This window comes from Pseudomonas sp. 1L-C-7-B-C1 (assembly GCF_057291635.1).
In genome coordinates this window covers 427,105-440,192 of sequence record NZ_JBXAWH010000003.1, presented here as the reverse complement: position 1 = coordinate 440,192, position 13,088 = coordinate 427,105, and the positions used below count along the sequence as shown (strand labels likewise).

Sequence of the window (13,088 nt, the reverse complement as noted above, 5' to 3'; positions counted from 1 at the left end):
GGTTTTGCTCTTATCCAAAGACGGGCACCCCCGGTGATTCGATCCACTCGATATTTCGCCCTCAAACAGCGCGTTTTCGCGCTCTGCGCACCACCCTGAATCACCAAAATTCCCCGCCTTAAATCTCTTGAAAAAAGCGTTGTAAGCCCGCGAAGCGCGATGTTATGTTGCTAACATCCTGTTGCAAAATGACCGTCGGATAACATTATCCCGGTCTACGCAACCCGGCTCCACCAGCGGAATCCCCATGGAAAAGCGTCTCTTCCTTGATGCACTGGAACAGCGGTTCAGCGACCTGACGCCGACGGGTAAGCGTATCGCCGGCTACCTGCTGGCCAATCCGCAGAAGCTGCCGTTCGAGACCGCTGACAGCATCGCCCAGCAGACCGGGACCACTGGCATTTCGGTTGGGCGCTTCCTGCGCTCGCTGGGTTATCGCAATATCGACGACGTTAAACAAAGCCTTCGCGGTGACAGCGCCAGTCCGTGGGTGATCACTGATCGGCTCGGCGCCTTTCGCGAAGAAAACACCCAGGGCGATGCACTGGAACGTTCGATGAACCGCGAGCTGGAAGCCATCCAGCGGGTCTACGCACTGGCCCGTAGCGAAACCTTCGCCCGTATCGTTGAGCGGCTGCACAGCGCCGATGCGGTGTTCATCGTCGGCATCCAGACCACTCGCGGCATCCTCAACGCGTTTTTCAGTCATCTGGAGTACATCCGGCCCAAGGTGTACTACGTCGACGGCTTGTCCGGCACCTACGCCGAATCGCTGAATTCCCAATTCGAAAATCCCTACGCCGTGGTTGCCGACTTCCGCACCTATTCCGCCGTCACGCGGACCTTCTGCGAAGTCGCCTATCAGCAGAACGTCGGGCTGGCTTTCATCACCGACTTTCACTGCCCGTGGGCGCGGGATTACCCGAACGATCTGCTGCAGCTCAATTCCGACGTGGGGCAGTTCTGGGATTCCCTGGCGCCGCTGACGTGCCTGTTCAATTTGATGGTGTCGGCAGTGGCCGACCGTTATGGCGACCGCCTCGACCAGAGGCTGGCGAAGAACCGTGAGCTGCAACAACTGTTTGGCCAGTTTGAATAGATAGAGCTTCCCGGCTAAAGCCGGTCCTACTGAAGCAACTCGCACACGCTGATCTGGAGTGTCGTTACGTGAATAGCCCCCTCGTCGAAGTCGATGCCCACGCGCTGCAGGTCGAGGTCGACTTGATCTACGCCGGCGTCGACAACCTCGCCGGCAAGCAGATTTACCAGGATCCGCGCTGCCTGCTGCACCGCGACGCCGAGCGTTGTCTGCGCAAAGCCAGTCGTCTGGCGCGCCAGGCAGGATTCAGGCTGAAAATATTCGACGCCTATCGTCCGGCTTACGCGCAGTACCTGCTGTGGCAAGCGCTGCCCAACCCCGAATACGTGCGCGATCCCGGCCTGGGTTCCCATCACACCCGGGGCGTGGCGGTGGACCTGACCCTGATCGACGCCAGCGGCCAGGCGCTGGACATGGGCACCGGTTTCGATGACATGCGCGAGCAGTCCCATCAGTTCTTCGCTGACCTGCCCGCCGACATACAGCGCAATCGCTTGCTGTTGCTGGGGATCATGCTGGCGGCAGGCTTCACCTACATCGACAGCGAGTGGTGGCATTACGAACTGCCGGACGCCGACAACTACCCGCTGATCGACGACGGCTCAATCCAGCCCGCCACCTGAACACGCGAGACGCAAGACGCAAGACGCAAGACGCAAGACAAGACAGGACACACGAACAACCGACCGGGACAACCACGAATCCCGGCTGAATCTGGCGCCACCCGATCTCGCAAGGGCAGGGTGCGCCATTTCGCAGGCCTGACGCCTGTGAGCTTGAACTGCCCGGTATAGCTTCAATAACAAACCTGACGAACTTTCAGACATCGAACGATCAAGGAACCGGCATGAAATCAATCGTTACCCCCCGCACCCTGGCGATGGCAGTCCTCTGCACTGCGATGGGCCTCGGCGCCTGGCAATCGGCCAGCGCAGCCGTGGCCCAGGACACCCTGATGATCGGCAAACCGTCCGACCCGCAGACCCTCGACCCGGCCGTGACCATCGACAACAACGACTGGACCGTGACCTACCCGGCGTACCAGCGGCTGGTCACCTACAAGGTCGAAAACGGCAAAGGCAGCACCGAAGTCGCGGGGGAGCTGGCCAGCAGCTGGACCACCTCGGCGGACAACCTGACCTGGGAATTCAAGCTCAAGCCCGGCAACAAATTCGATGACGGTGCCGAGGTCAACGCCGAAGCGGTGAAGTTCTCCTTTGACCGGGTGATGAAGCTCAAGCAGGGCCCGTCCGGCGCCTTCCCTGAGGACATGGCCGTGTCGGTGGTCGACCCATTGACGGTGCGCTTCACCCTCAAAGCGCCGTACGCGCCGTTCCTCTCGACCCTGGCCCACAACGGTGCGGCGATCATCAATCCGGATGTGGCGAAGAAGGCGGAAGGCGCTGACGCGTATCTGTCCACTCACACCGCAGGTTCCGGGGCGTTCAAGCTGGTCAACTGGCAGAAAGGCCAGGCCCTGACCATGGAGCAGAACAGCTACTACGCCGGCCCCAAGCCGACCCTGAAAAAGGTCGTGGTGAAGATCATCGGCGAGGCCTCCGTGCGCCGTCTGCAGCTGGAACACGGTGATCTGGACATAATTGAAGACATGCCCGAAGACCAGCTCGAAGCGCTGGCGAAAAAATCCGGCATCGTTGTCGGCGATTACCCGTCGCTGCGAGTGACGCTGCTGTACCTCAACACCCAGAAAGCGCCGATGAACAACCCGGATGCGCGGCGTGCCATCGTCGAATCCCTGGATTACGACGGCATCATCAACGGCATCCTGAAAGGCAAGGCCAAGCCGCTCAATGGCCCGATCCCCCAGGGCATGTGGGCCTATGACGAGAAGCTGCCGGCGTTCAAGCAGGACATGGAAAAGGCCAAGGCCGATCTTGCGAAAGTGTCGCCGAAGGTCAGCAACCTGACGTTCATGTACTCCGACAAGGACCCGAACTGGGAACCGATTGGTCTGACTTTGCAAGCCGGTCTGCAACCGCTGGGCGTGAACCTCAAGCTGGAGAAACTCGCCAACGCCAGCATGCGTGAGCGCCTGGGCAGCGGTGACTTCGACATCGCCATCGGCTCGTGGAGCCCGGACTTCGCCGACCCCTACATGTTCATGAACTTCTTCTTCGACTCGAAGCTGAAAGGCCTGGCCGGTAACCGTTCGTTCTACGACAACCCGGCGGTGGACAAACTGATTCGCGAATCAGCGACCACCAACGACATGGCCAAGCGCACCGAGCTGTACCAGCAGGCTCAGAAGATCGTGCTCAACGACAGCGTCTACGCCTACCTCTACCAGAAGGCCTACACCTTGCCGATGAGCGAGAAGGTCAAGGGCTACGTGTTCAACCCGATGCTGGAGCAGGTGTTCAACGTCGGCACCATCACCAAGTAGCCCTTTTATCCAGTAAACCGCTGTCATTCACAGGGCCCCGCAAGGGAGGCGGGGGCCTGTGGAGCAGCGCTGTGTCCGCGAGCTGTTTCGCGTTATTGACCGACTGCGTGACCGAGGTGCCCCATGGCCTTCCTGAATATGCTGCGCAAACGCCTGGGCGGCCTGCTGCTGGTGGTGTTCGGCGTTTCCCTGATTACCTTTTCCATCTCGCACCTGATTCCGGGCGACCCCGCGCGACTGATCGCCGGGGACCGTGCCACCGACGCCATTGTCGAAAACATCCGCCATCAGCTGGGGCTGGATCTGCCGCTGTATCAACAATACGGCCGCTACATGCTCGACCTGCTGCACGGCGACCTCGGTACGTCGATTCGCACCCATCGCCCGGTGCTCGAAGACTTGCAGGCGTTCTTCCCGGCAACGCTGGAGCTGGCGCTGGCGGCGCTGACGTTGTCGATTCTGGTGGGTGTGCCGTTGGGCGTGCTCTCGGCGGTGTACCACAACCGCTTCATTGACCAGGTCGCGCGCACCCTGGCGGTGACCGGGATTTCGACCCCGGCGTTCTGGCTAGGACTGGGCCTGATCGTGCTGTTTTACGGTCACCTGAACTGGCTGCCCGGCAGCGGGCGTCTTGACGAAGGGCTGGACCCGCCGAAAACCATTACCGGGTTTTACCTGATCGACACGCTGCTGGCCGGCGACACCGGGCTGTTTTTCAACGCCGTGCAGCACCTGATTCTGCCGGCCATCACCCTGGGCTTCGTCAACCTCGGCGTGGTCGCCCGGCAGATCCGCTCGGCCATGCTTGACCAGCTCGGCGAAGACTACATCCGTACCGCGCGCGCCTACGGCCTGTCGAAGTGGGCGGTGATTCTGCGCCATGCCTTGCCCAACGCGTTGATCCCCTCGGTGACCGTCCTGGGCCTGACCCTGGGTGATCTGCTCTACGGCGCGGTGCTGACGGAAACCGTGTTCGCCTGGCCGGGCATGGGCGCCTACGTGGTCAAGTCGATCCAGTCGCTGGATTTCCCGGCGGTCATGGGCTTCGCGATCATGGTTTCCTTCATTTACGTGCTGCTGAACATGGCGATCGATCTGCTGTACCGCCTGATCGATCCGCGCATTGGCGAGGTCAACTGACATGACGACTCCGATCACCGCGCCCGCCGTGGCGCCACTGCCGGCCGCGTCGCGCTGGCAGGACAAATGGGCTTACCTGGCCCATCAGATTCGCCGCAGTCCGCTGACCATGGCCGGGCTGCTGATCACTGTGATAGTGCTGTTGGTGATGGCCTTTGCGCCTTGGCTTGCGTCCCATGATCCCAACGCGCTGAACCTCACTCAGCGCCTGGCCGCGCCGTCGGCCGCCCATTGGTTCGGCACCGACGAAGTGGGCCGCGACCTGTTCAGCCGCGTGTTGTACGGCAGCCGGCAATCCGTCGGCGTCGGTCTGTTCGTGGCCTTTGCCTCGTGCTTTGCCGGCGGCTTGTTGGGCTGCATGTCCGGGATCATCGGCGGGCGTTTCGACGGGCTGATCATGCGCCTGATGGACATCATGTTGTCGGTGCCGTCGCTGGTGCTGATCATGGCCCTGGCTGCGGCGCTGGGCCCGAGCCTGTTCAACGCCATGCTGGCGATCACGCTGGTGCGGATTCCGTTTTACGTGCGCCTGGCCCGTGGGCAGGCCCTTAGCATCCGCCAGATGGGTTACGTCAAGGCGGCCGAAACCTTCGGCGCCGGGCGCTGGCACATGGTCATCTGGCATGTGGCGCGCAATGCCATGCCGCCATTGCTGGTGCAGCTGAGCCTGGACATCGGCAGCGCCATCCTCATGGCCTCGGCCCTGGGCTTCATTGGCCTGGGCGCGCAACAGCCGACGGCGGAGTGGGGCGCCATGGTCGCGACCGGGCGCAACTACATCCTCGATCAATGGTGGTACTCGACCTTTCCCGGCGTGGCGATTCTGATCACCGCCACCGGTTTCAACCTTTTGGGCGACGGCGTGCGGGACTTGCTCGACCCACGGCAGCAGGGGAAATGACCATGCAGGCATCTTTTCAACAATCCCTTGCGGCGCAGGCCCCGGTGCTGGTCATCGACGACCTGCGCATCGAATTCCCGGCCTACAAGAGCACGGTCAAGGCGCTCAATGGGGTGTCGCTGCACGTCAATCCCGGGGAGATCGTCGGGGTCATCGGTGAGTCCGGTTCGGGCAAGTCGGTCACCGCGATGCTGAGCCTGCGCCTGCTGCCGGAGCGCTCCTACGAAGTGAAGAGTGGCAGCCTGAGTATTCTCGGCCGCGACATGCTCACCGCCAAAGAAAAGGACCTGTTGAGCGTGCGTGGCCGCGACGCCGCCATGATCTTTCAGGAGCCCATGACCGCGCTCAATCCGACGCGCCGCATCGGTCGGCAGATGCTCGACGTGATCATCCATCACCAGCGCCTGAGCAAGGCCGACGCCAGGGCCAAGGCCATCGCGCTGCTGCGTGACATGCACATCGCCGACCCCGAGCAGGTGATGAACAGCTACCCCTTCGAGCTCTCCGGCGGCATGCGTCAGCGGGTGATGATTGCGCTGGCATTCTCCTGCGATCCGCAGTTGCTGATCGCCGACGAGCCGACCACCGCGCTGGATGTCACCGTGCAGCGGCAAGTGCTGTTGCTGCTGCGGGAAAAGGCCCGTGCGCGGGGCACGGCGATTTTGCTGATCACCCATGACATGGCGCTGGTGTCGCAGTTCTGCGATCGGGTTTACGTGATGTACACCGGTGCGGTGGTGGAGCAGGGCGTCACCGCGCAGGTGATGCCCGACCCGCGACACCCGTACACCCAGGGTTTGCTCAGCGGGTTACCGGAGATGGTCGAGCCGGGCCAGGACCTGAAGACCATTCCGGGTCAGGTGCCCAATCTTTCCGCGCTGCCGGAAGGCTGTACCTTTCTTGATCGCTGCGCCTATGCCACGGCCCAATGCCTGCAGCGCCCGCCGATGCAGATCATCGATGCCGCCGCAGACCGCAAAAGCGCCTGCTGGTTGAGCGCGCCGTTACACATCACCGCACAGGAGTCGCGGCCATGACCCTTCCCGCCCTGCAGACATTGCCAGGCCAAAACCCGACCATCCTCGGCCTGCAAGACGTGCGCGTGCATTACCCCATGGGCAAGGACTGGCTCGGTCGCCCGAAAGCCCTGGCCCATGCCCTGAACGGTATTGATCTGCAGGTCCGTGCCGGTGAAACCCTCGGCGTGGTCGGGGAATCCGGCTGCGGCAAAAGCACCCTGGCGCAGTTGTTGATGGGCTTGATCAAGCCGACCTCGGGCCGGCTTGACTGGGTCTACGACAGCGACAAGGAACGCAGCAGCAACGTGCAGATTGTGTTTCAGGACCCGCAATCGTCCCTCGATCCGAGGCTGCCGGTGTGGAAAATCATCACCGAGCCGTTGTTCGTGCAGCGTTCGGCGCCGCGTCACGAGATGCGCGGGATGGCGGCGAAGGTGGCGGCGCAGGTGGGCATTCGCACGGAATACCTTGATCGGTTTCCCCATCAGTTTTCTGGCGGGCAGCGTCAGCGGATCGCCATTGCCCGGGCGTTGTCGTCCAATCCGGACATCATCGTGCTCGATGAGCCGACGTCGGCGCTGGATATTTCGGTGCAGGCGCAGATTCTCAACTTGTTGGCGGAGCTGCAGCGCAGCCGGGACCTGACGTACATTTTGATTTCCCACAATGTGTCGGTGGTGCGGCACATGGCCGACCGGGTGGCAGTGATGTACCTGGGGCAGATTGTGGAGTTGGGTACCGCGGCGGAGGTGCTGGAGCGACCGCGTCATCCGTATACGCAGCTGTTGCTGGAGGCGGTGCCGCGTCTGGGGGTGGCGGTGGACGACGCTCAGGTGTCGGCGCCGACCGAGCTGCCGGGCAATCGGACGTTGCCGACGGGGTGTTTTTTCCGGGATCGTTGTCCGAAGGCAACCTCGGGTTGCGAGAGGCCGCAGGCTTTGTTGCCGGCGAGGGGGGCGGTGGAGGGGGAGCAGGTGCGGTGTCATCTGGAGTCGTGATGATGCGTGCTGCGCAGGGAGATCAAGAGCATCTGCCTGGGGGCAGACTGTTTCGCCTTCGGCGAGTTACTTGGAAAAGTCGAAAGTCGCACCATCCCCAAGTAACCAAAGGTGCTTGCTCCTGGTTGGGCCCTTCCTGCGTCGGGGTTCCTTCACTCCGGTCTCGCTCCGTGGGCCCGCGCCGAACGGACATCCATGTCCTGACGGCGCTCTCGCCGCGTCCCTGCGGCTCGGCCCACTCCGCGAGACCTGCGTTCAGCCTGCACCCAAGTCGCGATTGGCGTCGTCCGGACGTCTTGCGTATGAAGATCAAGATCAAAAGCAAATCAAAAGCTTCCCGGCTGAAGCCGGTCCCACTGACGGCTGTGCGGGATTTTACTGGCTGAATGCGCTGCTTTTAGTGGGACCGGCTTTAGCCGGGAAGAGGCCGGTGTGGGCTATGGGGTTGTTTCGAGCTGACACCCGGACGCTCGATCGTTCCCACGCTCTGCGTGGGAATGCATTCCCTGACGCTCCGCGTCATATGGCTGCGCGAACACATCGGCAATTCATCGCGCCCATATTCGACGTCTGTTAGTTAAGCCGTATATAAACAACGGTCTTTATTGGATCCACTACTTGAACTAACGTCCCGCAATTGCATTGAAGTTCAACTATTTCTCTTCCCAAAGAACAGCACTCAACTTTCATCACCACCCAGCCCTAAATTCCGTGCCGTTGCAGCCGAAACATCTTTCAGGCCGTGCCTTCTCTTTCCTGCTGCACCCGTGCAAAGCGCAGCGCACCTATCGGCATCGCACTCTTGTCGCTGTCATCTCTGTTATGGACACACGCATATGATTAAACGTCTGGGTTTCAGCAGAAAAATCCTGCTGGCTGCTGCACTCATCGTGGTAGTTGCTTTCTCGTGTTTTATTCTGGTGAACGATTATCGCCAGCGCCAAACCTTGAAAAACAGTGTCGCCTCCGAACTTCAACAGTTGGGCAGTCTGACCACGCAGAACATTCAAACCTGGCTCGACAGCCGCACGCAGTTGCTCAACTCCATGGCTCAGCAGATCGCTGTGGACGGCCCATCGGCAAGCAGCCTGCAGCGCGTGATCGGTTTGCCGGTTTACCCGGACAACTTCCAGCTCAGTTATTTCGGCAGCAAGGACGGCGTGATGTTTTCCGTGCCGACGGGCAACCGCCCGGCCGACTATGACCCACGGGCCCGTGGCTGGTACAAGGCGGCGGATGCGGCCCAGGGCATTATCGTGACCGAGCCCTACATCGCCGCGTCGTCGGGCAAGCTGGTGGTGACGCTGGCCACACCGGTGCGCCAGCAGGGGCAAATGATCGGCGTCGCGGGCGCGGACATTTCCCTGGACGCGATCAGCAAGACCATCAACTCGCTGAACTTCGGCGGCCATGGCTATGCGTACATCGTCAGCGCCGACGGCAAGATTCTGATTCACCCGGACAGCAAGCTGATCCTCAAGAACGTCAGCGAGGCCTATCCGAACGGTGCGCCGACCATCGCGCCGGGCGTGGCGGAAATCGAGTCCGGCGGCAAGGGGCAGATCATCTCGTTCACCAAGGTGGAAGGCCTGTCATCGGCGAACTGGTACGTGGCGCTGGTCCTCGACCGCGACGCGGCCTATTCGATGCTCAGCGAATTCCGCTCTTCGGCGATTCTCGCCATGGTCATTGCTGTGGCGATCATCATGGTGCTGCTGGGGCTGTTGATCCGCGTGCTGATGCAGCCGTTGCACCAGATGGGCCGGGCGATGCAGGACATTGCCGATGGGGAGGGTGACCTGACCATGCGTCTGGTGATTGTGTCCCAGGATGAATTCGGCGCGTTGGCGCAGTCGTTCAACCGTTTTGTGGAGCGTATTCACGGCTCGATCCGCGAAGTGGCGTCGACCGCCGGGCAACTGGGTGAAGTCGCGGCCCGTGTGGTCGGGGCCTCAAACTCGTCGATGGGCAATTCCGATCAGCAGACCAGCCGTACCAGCAGCGTGGCCGCCGCGATCAACCAGCTCGGCGCTGCCGCCCAGGAAATCGCCCAGAACGCCGCGCTGGCGTCGCAGCATTCCAGCGAAGCCACGCAGTTGGCCAGTGAAGGTCAGGGCGTTGTCAGCCAAACCATCAAGGCGATGAACCAGCTGTCCGAGAAGATCAGCGAGTCGTGCGCCAATATCGAAACGCTGAACAACAAGACCGCCAACATCGGTCAGATTCTGGAAGTGATCACCGGCATTTCCCAGCAGACCAACTTGCTCGCGCTCAACGCCGCCATTGAAGCGGCGCGGGCGGGGGAAGCGGGGCGCGGCTTTGCGGTGGTGGCGGACGAGGTGAGGAATCTGGCGCACCGCACCCAGGATTCGGCGCAGCAGGTGCAGGGCATGATCGAGGAGTTGCAGGTCGGCGCCCGTGATGCGGTGATCAACATGACCGAGAGTCAGCGCCAGAGCGAGAACAGTGTGACCATCGCCAATCAGGCCGGCGAACGCCTCAACAGCGTGACCCGCCGGATCAGTGAGATTGACGGGATGAACCAGTCGGTGGCGACCGCGACCGAGGAGCAGACGGCGGTGGTGGAGTCGATCAATGTCGACATTACGGAGATCAATACGCTGAATCAGGAGGGGGTCGATAACCTGAAATCGACGCTTGATGCCTGCGCGCATCTGGAGCACCAGACGGCGCGGCTGCAGCATTTGGTGGGGACGTTCAGGATCTAAACGTCTGATCAAGATCAAGAGCGTCGGCCTAACGGCCTCGGGTTTCGCCTTCGGCGAGTTACTTGGAAAAGCACCCCATGTAACCAAGGGTGCCTGCTTCTGGTTGGGCCCGACTTCGTCGGGTTCCTTCACTCCGGTCCCGCTCCGTGGGCCCGCCGCCATCCGCCATCCATGGCGGGGGGCGGCTCTCGCGGCATCCATGCCGCTCGGCCCACTCCGCGAGACCTGCGTTCAGCCTGCACCCAAGTCGCGATTGGCGGTGACTGAACTATTTGTGTTTGAAGATCAGGATCAAAAGCAGATCAAAAGCTTCCCGGCTAAAGCCGGTCCCACTAGGTACGAGGTGATCGTTCCCTACGCTCCGCGTGGGAATGCATCCCCTGACGCTCCGCGTCACAGGTCTCACTGACGGGATGCGGTGATCTTGTGGGACCGGCTTCAGCCGGGAAGGGGCCAGTCTCCACACCCTCAATTCTGCAGCGCGCCATCCGACGCTTTCCGCTTAAAGCCGGTCGCATTCATTGCATCGCTCTGTGCCAACGGACCAACGGCACGAATTATTTATTTCAGCCCTGCCAGAACCCTCCCCATCCCGCCTTCAACATCCGCGCAACTTGTCTAGCCCGCACAGCCGCTAGACCGCCCTTTAACGTCCTGATGTCCACAAAACCCCCGAAAAATCCCGCATCAAACCGTCTCCGAAGTGACACTCCGCCGTCATCGTCGATTCATGGAACTGCCACAGGCTGCCCCTAATGTCACTCGCACCGAACGCGGCCATGGACGGTCGTGCGGCTGATCATTCACCCCCGGCAGGACGCTGGAATCACAAGACCAGAGAAGCCCATGACCGCAGCCATCCACGTCGACCGCCTGAACAAGACATTCGCCCGCAAGACCGCTTTGGTTGACCTTGCATTGTCTATACAACACGGGGAAATGGTGGCGCTGATCGGCGCTTCCGGTTCCGGGAAATCCACCCTGTTGCGCCATCTGGCCGGGCTGGCCTGCTGTGATCGCAACAACGGCGGCAGTGTTCAGGTGCTGGGCCGTGAAGTGCAGGCTTCGGGCCGGCTCAACGGCAAAGTGCGCCGACTGCGCGCCGACATCGGCTACATCTTCCAGCAATTCAATCTAGTCAATCGCCTCAGCGTCCTCGACAACGTCCTGCTCGGCTGCCTCGGTCGCATGCCGCGCTGGCGTGGCAGCCTGGGCCTGTTCAACGCCGAAGAGAAAGCCCGGGCCATGGCCAACCTTGATCGCGTGGGCCTTGCCGATCTGGCGCCGCAACGGGCCTCGACCCTGTCCGGCGGCCAGCAGCAGCGGGTGGCTATCGCTCGTGCGCTGACCCAGCAGGCCGAAGTTATTCTGGCCGACGAGCCCATTGCCTCCCTCGACCCCGAGTCCGCGCGCAAGGTCATGGAAATCCTCGCCGACATCAATCGTCGGGACGGCAAGACCGTCGTCGTCACCCTGCATCAGGTGGATTACGCCGTGCGCTATTGCCCGCGTGCCGTGGCACTGAAGGGCGGGCGCATTCACTTCGACGGCAACGGCAGCGAGCTCAACGGCCAGTTCCTCAATGACCTGTACGGCGCCGACGCTGACACCAGCCTGATGTTCGACGGCACGGCACGGGACAGCGAACGACCGTCGCGACTGATGATGGCCCGCGCCTGACTCAGGTGGCGGCACCGGTAACAAAACCACTCAACCCCACACCCAAAACCAGCTCCGGGAGTTCCCCATGTTGAACCGTATCGGGCGCGTGTTCGCGTCTGCCGCTGTCGTCGCCGGTTGCCTGCTGGGCAACGCGCAGGCCGACGACAACGTCATCAACTTCGGCATCATGTCCACCGAGTCGTCGCAAAACCTGAAGAGCGTCTGGCAGCCGTTCATCGACGACATGACCAAAAAGACCGGGCTGAAAGTCAACGCCACCTTCGCCTCCGACTACGCCGGCCTGATCCAGGGCATGCGCTTCAACAAGGTCGACGTCGCCTGGCTCGGCAACAAGGCCGCCATGGAGGCGGTGGACCGTTCCGGCGGCGAAATCTTCGCCCAGACCGCGGCCGCCAACGGTGCCCCCGGCTACTGGAGCGTGATCATTGCGCGCAAGGACAGCCCGATCAATTCGGTCGAGGACATGCTCAAGCACGCCAAGGAACTGACCTTCGGCAACGGCGATCCGAATTCCACCTCGGGCTATCTGGTGCCGGGTTACTACGTGTTCGCCCAGAACCACGTCGACGCCGCCACCGCCTTCAAACGCACGCTTAACTCCAGCCACGAAGTCAACGCCCTCAGCGTGGCCAAAGGGCAACTGGACGTTGCGACCTTCAACACTGAGAGCTGGGACCGCCTGGAAGTCACCCAGCCGGACAAGGCGGCGATGCTCAAGGTGATCTGGAAATCGCCACTGATCCCGGCCGACCCGATGGTCTGGCGCAAGGGCATGTCCGACGCGGACAAGAACAAAATCCGCGATTTCTTCGCCAACTATGGCGACACCGACGAAGAAAAGGCCGTGCTGAAGAACATGCAGATGGGCAAGTTTCTCAAGTCCTCGGACGACCAGTTGCTGACCATCCGCCAGCTCGACCTGTTCAAGCAGAAAACCGAAACCACGGCCAGCACCACCCTCAGCGCCGAGGAGAAGGCCACCCGCCTGAAAGACATCGACGCCGGCCTGACCAAGCTGCAGGACCGCATCTCCGAGCTGGAAAAACAAGGCACCGCCAAGGCGGGTTGATGCACGGGGCGCGCTGCAGCTTGAGGGCCCAGCGCGCCAGTCATGA

The 13,088-nt window shown here is 61.8% G+C and carries 10 protein-coding genes and 1 pseudogene; all 11 read left to right on the top strand.

Annotated features, from left to right (window positions below):
• Positions 1-247 precede the first annotated feature (247 nt).
• The 11 genes and pseudogenes from AC0Z8Z_RS07400 (at position 248) to phnD (ending at position 13,042) form a co-directional block, all read left to right on the top strand.
• A complete protein-coding gene (locus AC0Z8Z_RS07400; RefSeq protein WP_485618666.1) occupies positions 248-1,099 on the top strand; it encodes a MurR/RpiR family transcriptional regulator in 852 nt (283 codons plus the stop codon).
• Between the two features lie 68 nt (positions 1,100-1,167).
• Positions 1,168-1,722: a D-alanyl-D-alanine dipeptidase gene (gene ddpX, locus AC0Z8Z_RS07395; protein WP_240356604.1), complete on the top strand. Its 555-nt coding sequence runs from the start codon at positions 1,168-1,170 to the stop codon at positions 1,720-1,722.
• 224 nt (positions 1,723-1,946) lie between these two features.
• Complete coding sequence (locus AC0Z8Z_RS07390) at positions 1,947-3,503, top strand: ABC transporter substrate-binding protein (protein ID WP_485618665.1); 1,557 nt, start codon at positions 1,947-1,949, stop codon at positions 3,501-3,503.
• Positions 3,504-3,626: 123 nt separating this feature from the next.
• On the top strand, positions 3,627-4,643 hold the full coding sequence (locus tag AC0Z8Z_RS07385; RefSeq protein ID WP_485618664.1) for an ABC transporter permease: 1,017 nt from the start codon (positions 3,627-3,629) through the stop codon (positions 4,641-4,643).
• 1 nt (position 4,644) lies between these two features.
• The gene (gene ddpC, locus AC0Z8Z_RS07380) at positions 4,645-5,544 is read left to right on the top strand and encodes a D,D-dipeptide ABC transporter permease (RefSeq protein ID WP_485618663.1); all 900 of its coding nucleotides are present in this window, start codon (positions 4,645-4,647) and stop codon (positions 5,542-5,544) included.
• A 2-nt stretch (positions 5,545-5,546) separates the two neighbouring features.
• Entirely contained in the window at positions 5,547-6,581 is a 1,035-nt protein-coding gene (locus AC0Z8Z_RS07375; RefSeq protein WP_485618662.1) for an ABC transporter ATP-binding protein, read from the top strand.
• Complete coding sequence (locus AC0Z8Z_RS07370; protein WP_485618661.1) at positions 6,578-7,561, top strand: oligopeptide/dipeptide ABC transporter ATP-binding protein; 984 nt, start codon at positions 6,578-6,580, stop codon at positions 7,559-7,561. The genes AC0Z8Z_RS07375 and AC0Z8Z_RS07370 overlap by 4 nt, the downstream gene beginning before the upstream one ends.
• A gap of 836 nt (positions 7,562-8,397) precedes the next feature.
• Positions 8,398-9,432, top strand: a pseudogene (locus AC0Z8Z_RS07365) (HAMP domain-containing protein); the annotation flags it as partial.
• Between the two features lie 93 nt (positions 9,433-9,525).
• Positions 9,526-10,290, top strand: coding sequence for a methyl-accepting chemotaxis protein (locus AC0Z8Z_RS07360; protein WP_420793071.1), 765 nt, complete (start codon positions 9,526-9,528; stop codon positions 10,288-10,290).
• 846 nt (positions 10,291-11,136) lie between these two features.
• Positions 11,137-11,970 (top strand): phosphonate ABC transporter ATP-binding protein, encoded by an 834-nt coding sequence (gene phnC, locus AC0Z8Z_RS07355; protein ID WP_122625313.1) that lies wholly within the window; start codon positions 11,137-11,139, stop codon positions 11,968-11,970.
• A gap of 67 nt (positions 11,971-12,037) precedes the next feature.
• On the top strand, positions 12,038-13,042 hold the full coding sequence (gene phnD / locus AC0Z8Z_RS07350; RefSeq protein ID WP_485618660.1) for a phosphonate ABC transporter substrate-binding protein: 1,005 nt from the start codon (positions 12,038-12,040) through the stop codon (positions 13,040-13,042).
• Positions 13,043-13,088 lie beyond the last annotated feature (46 nt).